Raw genomic sequence first — 8,133 nt, 5'->3', positions numbered from 1 at the left:
AATCAATCCCACTTATGATTTAACCAAGGGTTACGCCAATAACATCTAATTATTTTTCAAAAGGTTATAGCGAAACAGCAATAGGGGAGCTATTTCACCACCTATCCTTTTAACTTAATCTTCGCAAACTTTCTCTTACCAACCTGATAGATATGCTCAGAACCCGGCGAAACAACTAACTTTGGATCAGATACCTTTTCCCCATCTATCTTCACCGCCCCTTGGTTTATTAACCTAATAGATTCTGAGGTGCTTGCAGTAAGGCCAGCATCTTTCAATAGATTCGCTATCCCATAATAACCGCCCTGAGCTAGCAGCTGGATTTCTTCAATGTCATCAGGAAGTGCGCCTCGCTGGAATTGGGCGACAAAATTACTGAGAGCCTGCTCTGCGGCTTGATTGCCATGAAACCTGCCAACAATTTCTTTTGCCAATTCAAACTTAATATTTCTTGGATTTTCGCTTCCGCTTTCACAACTTGCCTTCCAAGCATTAATTTTGCCCATTGGCTCAAAACTTAACAATTCAAAGTACCGCCACATCAATTGGTCGGAAATCGACATAATCTTGCCAAACATACCATCCGGCGCATCAGCTATACCTATATAGTTGTTAAGTGACTTAGACATTTTTTGTACACCGTCCAATCCTTCCAAAATAGGCATGGTCATGACCACTTGCGGTTTTTGACCGTATATCTCTTGCAAATGCCGCCCCATTAAAAGATTGAACTTTTGATCCGTGCCGCCCAGCTCGACATCAGCCTTCAGGGCAACCGAGTCATAGCCCTGAATTAGCGGATACAAAAACTCATGAATAGCTATTGACTGCCCCCCTTTGAATCGCTTGGTAAAGTCATCACGCTCCAACATCCTAGCCACTGTATATTTGGCAGCCAGCTGGATCAAATCAGCAGGTGACATTGCACTCATCCAAGTCGAATTAAAAACAACCTGAGTTTTTTCTGGATCTAAAATTTTGAAGACTTGGTCTTGATAAGTCTGGGCGTTTTGTAAAACTTGTTCTTGGCTTAATGGCTTTCTGGTGACATTCTTACCCGTCGGATCACCGATCATGCCGGTAAAGTCTCCGATCAAAAACAACACCTCATGTCCAAAATCTTGGAACTGCTTCAGTTTATTGATTAAGACCGTATGGCCTAAATGCAAGTCTGGCGCAGTTGGGTCAAAACCCGCTTTAATTCGTAATGGACGGCCTTCCGCCAGTTTTTTTACCAGCTCCTCTTTGACCAAAACCTCTTCAGTCCCGCGAAGCAGGCTTGTCATGACATCATCTTGCAATTTTTCTCTCCAATCTTAATTAGCGTATTAGTCTTATTATAAATTTAATGTTTCCTTATCGGCACAATATTTTCCTAGCGATATTGTTTGGCAAATCACGGTAAAAAACTTACAATGAAACCAGCATAAAGATTATTCATCTAATTTTTATTATTTTTCAACCGGTTAAAACTATTCCGTGAAAATAAAATTCCATTCATTATTCTTAATGGGTATAGGCTTAGCGTTTGTGGCGGCATCAGGCCACGCCAAGACTAGCCATGCGCCATCAAAAAAACACCCAGGCACCACTGCCAAGCGTGAAAAACCCAATCACACCCACAAACTTGTCAGCCACGTAGCACACAGCAAGACCAAACAAATTACTGTAGCCCTTAGCAAGGGCAAACTAAAAAACACAAAATCACATAAAAATAAATTCAGTAAACACATCATCGCCAAACACAGTAAGCCGATAGTTGCCACACACCGCGCTATTGCGGCTAAAGCAGAACAAGTTAGCGAACCAAGCAACCGTATTCACTCGCTCATCACCACACAGGCCGAAACCGACTTCGCCACAGTTTCTGTACCAACAGACCTCGAATTATTTGAGCAAATCACCAGCACACATGGTGTAGTACAGACAACCTTATATAGGGCGGGACAAAACGCCGGATTATCAGAAGACTTGCTCAACCAACTAACCGGTGTTTTTGCTTGGGATATTGATTTTGCCAACAACTTACGGCCTGGCGACCAATTTACAGCCGTTTTCGGCACTAACGAAAACGGTCACGAAGAAATTCTAGCCGCAGAATTCGTCAACAGAGGCAGAATCTTAACCGCCATCCGCTACAAAGATGCGGATGGCAATATCAATTACTACTCGCCTGAAGGCAAAACCATGCGCAAATCCTTTTTGAGTACGCCGGTTGCCTACGACCATATCAGTTCGCATTTTGACTCTAATCGCATGCACCCCATCCTTAACAGGATTAGAGCGCACAAAGGTGTCGATTATGCCGCCAGAACCGGCACCCCGGTTAAAGCGGCGGGTGACGGCATGGTCAGCTTCTTAGGCCGCAAAGGTGGGTATGGACAAGTGCTTATCCTTAAACACGGCGAGCATTACGAAACCGTCTACGCGCACCTATCCAGATTTAAGCAAGACCTGCTTGAAGGTGACAACGTCAGACAAGGCCAAGTTATCGGCTACGTAGGCCAAACAGGCTTGGCAACTGGACCACATCTGCATTACGAATTCCGTGTTGACGGCATGCACCGCAACCCTGAAAGCGTCACCCAAGATAACGCCAAAACCATTAACCGCCAATTGTTAGCCGACTTTAAAAACAAAGCCCAACCACTTTTGGCACAGCTTTACCAAACCAAATCACGTTATTTGTTCGCTAAAAACCTTAACAAAGCTAATTGATCGCAATGGTCGAGCATTATATTGGCCTAATGTCGGGGACTAGCTTAGATGGCATTGATGCGGCCTTAGTTAGCTTTGACGGACAACACATCAGCCTTTGTGAGTTTTTTTACCAGCCCTTCTCTGCGGCAATCAAACAAAAAATCGCCCTGCTTAGCCAAGCCAATGCCCTTGTTTCCCTAAGCGCCTATGGCGAACTTGACACCGAACTTGGTTATTTGTTTGCTGATACCGCCAAACAGCTCCTTGAAAAAGCAAAAGTTTCTGCCCACAACATCAAAGCGATCGGCAGCCACGGACAAACGGTTTATCATTCACCACACCCACCGCATCCTTTTTCTTTACAGATTGGCGACCCCAATATCATTGCCGCACAAACCGGCATCACCACCGTGGCTGACTTTAGACGCCGTGACATTGCCGTAAACGGACAAGGCGCACCTTTAGTACCAGCTTTCCATCGCGCCATCTTTCACCATCCCAGCGAACATCGCTGCATCGTCAATATTGGCGGTATTGCCAATATTACGGTTTTAGCGGCTGATGACAGTAGCACATTAGGTTTTGATACCGGCCCCGGCAATACGCTGATGGATTACTGGGTAAAAACCCATCAAAATCTTGATTATGATGCCAACGGCAGCTGGGCGGCGAGTGGTACCGTACAACAAGCGCTACTGGACAAGCTCAGTGCTGACACCTATTTTTCAATAGACCCACCCAAAAGCACAGGAAAAGAATATTTTTCGCCTGACTGGCTAAATGAAAAACTAGGCTCACAAACCTACCTTGCCGAAGACGTTCAGGCAACTTTATGCAGGTTAAGCGCGCAAACCATCGCCAAAGCCATCAAGCAGCATGCCACAAAAACAAAGCGCGTATTGGTCTGCGGCGGCGGCGCGCATAACCAAACCTTAATAGAAATGCTTGTTGAAGACTTAAATGAGCCTGTGCAATCGACTTTGGATTTCGGCGTTCATCCCGACCATGTCGAAGCGATGGCTTTTGCTTGGCTCGCCCGACAAACCTTAAATGGCCTACCGGGCAATCTGACTGAAGTGACTGGCGCCGATAAACCCGTCGTCTTGGGCGGAGTTTATCAGGCCAACTAGCGACCGCTTACGCGGAAAATGATGAGCCACAACCACAAGTGGTCGTGGCATTAGGATTGCGGATAACAAACTGGGCACCGGACAAGTCTTCTTTATAATCAACTTGAGCACCTTTTAAATACTGGATGCTCATTGCATCAATCAGCACCGTCACACCACCGTTTTCGACCGAGGTGTCATCTTCATTGACCTCTTCGTCAAAGGTAAATCCATACTGGAAACCAGAACAACCGCCACCTGAAACGTAAACCCGCAGCTTCAGATTATCATTGCCCTCTTCGGCAATCAGCTCGCCGACTTTTGCAGCCGCGCTATCTGTAAAAATAATGGGATCAGCCATAATTAACTCCCTAAAATAAAACCAAAAATGATTATGACTATACCTAGTTGCATAGTCAACAATTAAGGATACAAGGCCACTACGCCCAGCCCTAAATCTTCCGGCAAAGCAAACATCAAATTCATATTTTGCACAGCCTGCCCTGCAGCACCTTTGACCAAATTATCAATCACAGACAAAATAACCAGTGTCTGCCCGCCCTGAGGCCGATGGATGGCAATCTGGCATTGGTTGCTACCCCGCACATTACGGGTGTCAGGATGCGATGCATAAGGCAACACATCGACAAAACGCTCTTGCTGGTAACGCTGCACATATAAAGCCTGCAGATCAACATCAAAACCTGGCTTAAGCCTCGCGTATAGCGTTGCGTGAATACCACGAATCATCGGTGTTAAATGCGGTACAAACGTCAATTGCACAGGCTTCTTGGCCGCAATGGACAGCCCCTGGGCAATTTCCGGCAGATGCCTATGTCCACTTACCCCATAAGCCTTGAAGCTTTCGCCAGTCTCGCTCATTAAAGTAGCCAATTCTGCTTTCCGCCCCGCACCACTTACGCCTGATTTAACATCCGCTATCAAATGCCCGACATCAACCAAACCCTCTTCAATAAGCGGCAGGAAGCCCAATTGTACCGCCGTTGGATAACAGCCCGGACAAGCCACTAAGCGGGCAGATTTAATGGACTCACGGTTCACTTCAGGCAACCCATAGACAGCTTCTGCCACCAAATCAGGACACGCATGCGCCATGCCGTACCAGTGGCTCCATTCTGGGACATCCTGCAAACGGAAATCAGCGGACAAATCGATAACCTTCACACCATGCGCCAAAAGCTCTGTTGCCATCAACATCGCTGTACCGTTTGGTGTGGCAAAAAAAACAACATCGCACTGTTTTAAATTTTCTGGCTCAGGAAGGCAAAAAACGACATCAAGACGGCCTCGCAAACTGGGGTACAAAGCATCTACCCTTGTACCAGCATCAGTACGCGAGGTGACAACAGCCACTTCGACTTCAGGATGCAAAACCAACAAACGCAACAATTCAACGCCGGTATAACCGGTTCCACCAACAACGCCTACTCGCAACATACTTTAACCAACAATTGTTGTTATCAAAAATAATAGGGGAGAAAATCAGATGCTAGAAAATCTAACACAAAAACCATTTTTCACAGCAAGCATTAAAAAAATTTTGCCCTGCCATTAGGACAATCACTTAATTTTTACGGCGACCGAAAATTTCAGGAGAAAATCCCTTAAGCTAAGTTTTTATGTGAATTGAATGTGCAATGAAACTCAGATGAACATCTGTAGTTTTAATATTGGAGGCTGCGGCCGGAGTCGAACCGGCGTAGATGGCTTTGCAGGCCACTGCATAACCGTTTTGCTACGCAGCCCTTGAAAGTGAAAAAAAAAGCCGCGAACTTCGCGGCTTTTTGTACTCGTTGGAGCGGGAAACGAGATTCGAACTCGCGACCCCAACCTTGGCAAGGTTGTGCTCTACCACTGAGCTATTCCCGCGCTTAATTGATTTGATTATTATAGGGATGCTTTCCCACTTCGTCAAGCTTTTTTTTACTGAACATCAATACCCAAAGCCCAGCCACTATTACCTTTGCATTCGCCTTCTTCCATTTGCACTTTTACGAAGGCATTTTTCTTACCATACATATCTTGCAATTCCAAAACAGATACAGGTGTGCCTTGAGGTATATGCTGGCAAGCACCGCTTCTATCAGCTTCTTCAGAATCATCGTAAGCTTCCATTGCTCCAGGCACAGAAACCAAACGAACCGTTGCTCCTGGATCATAAGCATTGGCGCTTTTCAGGGTATAACGCTGTCCAATCACTAAGTCTTTAATAACGGGGCCTTTCACTTCAGCAGATCCATCACCACCCGCCATCATGACGACAAGCAACAAAACGACCACACCGCCAACCGCCCCAAAAAACACCTTAGGATTTTTCTCTTTTAAATCCATTAGCGTGGACACAAAGTTTCCTGCCGCATTGCTTGCTAGCGCTTCAACAGCCGGTGCTGCTTCGGCTGCCACAGCCTCTTCCGCTTGACTTACGTTTTCTTCATTACTCATTTCACGTCCTCACCAAAATTGATTTTATTTTTTATTTTTCTTCCAGCCCGAAAAAAAACAGGCCGTTATTGCTTCAAAATTAGGCCGAAAACACATCAGAATGTTTTCGTCCCCATTCAACTTTTATGTACAACCTAAAAAAGCAGGTGATACAAAAACCTACTCAAAGGGTCAAGTTACCACGACTCAAAAACTTTTCAAGTGCTTTGTAACAATTTGCCCTTGCTTTAAAAAAGCAGATTCCAGCAAAGCATATTTATAGCAAGCCGGAATTACTGAAACTACCTGCTATCCACCACTTTTTTACACTCAAACCGCCAGTAGCCCAAACCGATGTTTTTTCGGTTCTGCAAAAAGACCCTTGCACGCTCTTGATGAAAAAAGAGCCAAATAATATCACCTTCTTTCAGAACCAATGTATCAATAATCAGGTAACTTTTCACTTCTTGTTCGGAAGAGCTGTAAAACAGCGCTTTTTTAGCAGCACTCATATTATCGGCATCGCCCGGCAAATAAGTGATTGCAGAAAATTGGTTGGCAAGGAACTGCAAACCAAAATTAATACGCCCAATTTCTTTTGCGACCACTAACCTGTCAACCACCGCCAATATCCGTTTGCCTTTAGGCACATCAGGTTTCCTAAAGCTGACCAAGCTACCCACTGACAAAATGCCGGTTTTTTTAAAGACGCATGAGAGCATATTTTCTGAAGCGGAATGCGCCAGTATTTCTAAATTAGGTGCGGGCGTGGTATCGGTCATTTTTTGCAAACCAGCAGTTGCCGTTAATCCAATAGCAACATAACGATCCAAGCGATCTTTAAACAACGGAGAGCTTTTGATTTCTTCTCCTTGCCATCGCTGCACCAAATACTCCAATAATTCTGAAGACGGTTTATCAAGGTCATTTTGCGCAGCATTCAAGGCATTAAAACGAGCATTGACCTCGTTAATCGGAACAAACCCCAACCGACACGCTTGAAAAAATTTGGCAAGATCGAGATACAAAAGCGCAGAATCCGAATCCAACTCCTCATCGGCAGGCCAAAAGAAAGGTGGCTTATCCTCGTCAACCATTATTGTGCAATTGACAGAATTGCCTGAAACGGCTTTGCCCTTAATATCGAGCAGTGGTAGCAAGGTTTCAACAAACCGGTAAACCAGTAAAATTTCATTTTGCACCAAGCCCTGCGGGTCAGCCAAACTGGTTAACAAAATTTGCATGTAACATTCTTTGGCACTACTAGATTTGTTAACTTCGCCCGGATCGTTCGGTACCTTTAACAAATCTTTTTTGATCTTGACGCTTAATTTATAAAGGGAATGCAAATCTATCCAGACCCAATCCGGCACTGCCCTGCCCATTATAAAATGACTAATAACGATACTCGACAACCCCTTAATACAGCGCTGTACTGCCAGTGCAGCGTTTTGGCCTTGAAACCAACCAATCACCTGTTCCGCATACTCTTTTAACGCAATCCAGTAACTGATGGTAAATTCGCGCTGCAAAGCCACCAACAATGTCAGCACACCCTTGTCGCTTTCGGACTTCGGAAATCCAGACTTCAGCAGTTGCGAGCGCAAATAATCTTCAATGATAATCAAACTGGGGCGTAACACCTCCAGAGCCTCCAGCCTGAATTGGGCGGGCATCTTAAGGGTGTTGAACGTCATGATGAAATCCTGCATCAAGCGGGCAGACATTTCCATATTGGCAATAGGCAGCTCGGCAATCCATTGCTCCAAGGCTTTGGGCGTAAATTCCTTAAGCCGGTCAGGATCGTTTATGGGCTTGGGTATGACAAGATAAAATGAATTTTTCAATTGCTCACCTATATGGCGTTAGCCGCAAGTTTGTA

The 8,133-nt window shown here is 45.1% G+C and carries 7 protein-coding genes and 2 tRNA genes; 2 read left to right on the top strand and 7 right to left on the bottom strand.

The annotated features are described in order from the left end of the window. Positions 1 to 101: 101 nt before the first annotated feature. Complete coding sequence (gene tyrS, locus ACYQ1O_RS05485) at positions 102 to 1,286, bottom strand: tyrosine--tRNA ligase (RefSeq protein WP_459990643.1); 1,185 nt, start codon at positions 1,284 to 1,286, stop codon at positions 102 to 104. 193 nt (positions 1,287 to 1,479) lie between these two features. Between tyrS and ACYQ1O_RS05480 the strand changes: the two genes are divergently transcribed. Together ACYQ1O_RS05480 and ACYQ1O_RS05475 are read left to right on the top strand one after the other, a co-directional pair. Further along, the gene (locus ACYQ1O_RS05480; RefSeq protein WP_459990615.1) at positions 1,480 to 2,718 is read left to right on the top strand and encodes a M23 family metallopeptidase; all 1,239 of its coding nucleotides are present in this window, start codon (positions 1,480 to 1,482) and stop codon (positions 2,716 to 2,718) included. Positions 2,719 to 2,723: 5 nt separating this feature from the next. Further along, positions 2,724 to 3,830: an anhydro-N-acetylmuramic acid kinase gene (locus tag ACYQ1O_RS05475; RefSeq protein ID WP_459990642.1), complete on the top strand. Its 1,107-nt coding sequence runs from the start codon at positions 2,724 to 2,726 to the stop codon at positions 3,828 to 3,830. Between the two features lie 7 nt (positions 3,831 to 3,837). Here the strand turns inward: ACYQ1O_RS05475 and erpA are convergent, their stop codons facing one another. The 6 genes from erpA to ACYQ1O_RS05445 all read right to left on the bottom strand — a co-directional run bounded on the left by erpA (position 3,838) and on the right by ACYQ1O_RS05445 (position 8,098). Further along, positions 3,838 to 4,170 (bottom strand): iron-sulfur cluster insertion protein ErpA, encoded by a 333-nt coding sequence (gene erpA, locus ACYQ1O_RS05470; RefSeq protein ID WP_459990614.1) that lies wholly within the window; start codon positions 4,168 to 4,170, stop codon positions 3,838 to 3,840. Positions 4,171 to 4,232: 62 nt separating this feature from the next. Next, the gene (argC, locus tag ACYQ1O_RS05465) at positions 4,233 to 5,267 is read right to left on the bottom strand and encodes an N-acetyl-gamma-glutamyl-phosphate reductase (RefSeq protein WP_459990613.1); all 1,035 of its coding nucleotides are present in this window, start codon (positions 5,265 to 5,267) and stop codon (positions 4,233 to 4,235) included. A 234-nt stretch (positions 5,268 to 5,501) separates the two neighbouring features. After that, positions 5,502 to 5,575: transfer RNA gene (locus ACYQ1O_RS05460), tRNA-Cys, on the bottom strand. A gap of 49 nt (positions 5,576 to 5,624) precedes the next feature. Further along, a tRNA-Gly gene (locus tag ACYQ1O_RS05455) sits at positions 5,625 to 5,699 on the bottom strand. 54 nt (positions 5,700 to 5,753) lie between these two features. Beyond that, a complete protein-coding gene (locus ACYQ1O_RS05450) occupies positions 5,754 to 6,272 on the bottom strand; it encodes a hypothetical protein (RefSeq protein WP_459990612.1) in 519 nt (172 codons plus the stop codon). Between the two features lie 281 nt (positions 6,273 to 6,553). Further along, complete coding sequence (locus ACYQ1O_RS05445) at positions 6,554 to 8,098, bottom strand: hypothetical protein (RefSeq protein WP_459990611.1); 1,545 nt, start codon at positions 8,096 to 8,098, stop codon at positions 6,554 to 6,556. Positions 8,099 to 8,133: the final 35 nt, after the last annotated feature.

Source organism: Methylosoma difficile, assembly GCF_054657615.1.
Note: the sequence above shows the minus strand (reverse complement) of the source record. Positions and strands in the feature narration are given on the sequence as shown.

What these genes read in the sequence shown, in the direction of transcription:
- tyrS (WP_459990643.1), bottom strand. Translation starts at nt 1,286, where the DNA reads ATGACAAGCCTGCTTCGCGGGACTGAAGAGGTTTTGGTCAAAGAGGAG.
- ACYQ1O_RS05475 (WP_459990642.1), top strand. Translation starts at nt 2,724, where the DNA reads ATGGTCGAGCATTATATTGGCCTAATGTCGGGGACTAGCTTAGATGGC.
- erpA (WP_459990614.1), bottom strand. Translation starts at nt 4,170, where the DNA reads ATGGCTGATCCCATTATTTTTACAGATAGCGCGGCTGCAAAAGTCGGC.
- argC (WP_459990613.1), bottom strand. Translation starts at nt 5,267, where the DNA reads ATGTTGCGAGTAGGCGTTGTTGGTGGAACCGGTTATACCGGCGTTGAA.
- ACYQ1O_RS05450 (WP_459990612.1), bottom strand. Translation starts at nt 6,272, where the DNA reads ATGAGTAATGAAGAAAACGTAAGTCAAGCGGAAGAGGCTGTGGCAGCC.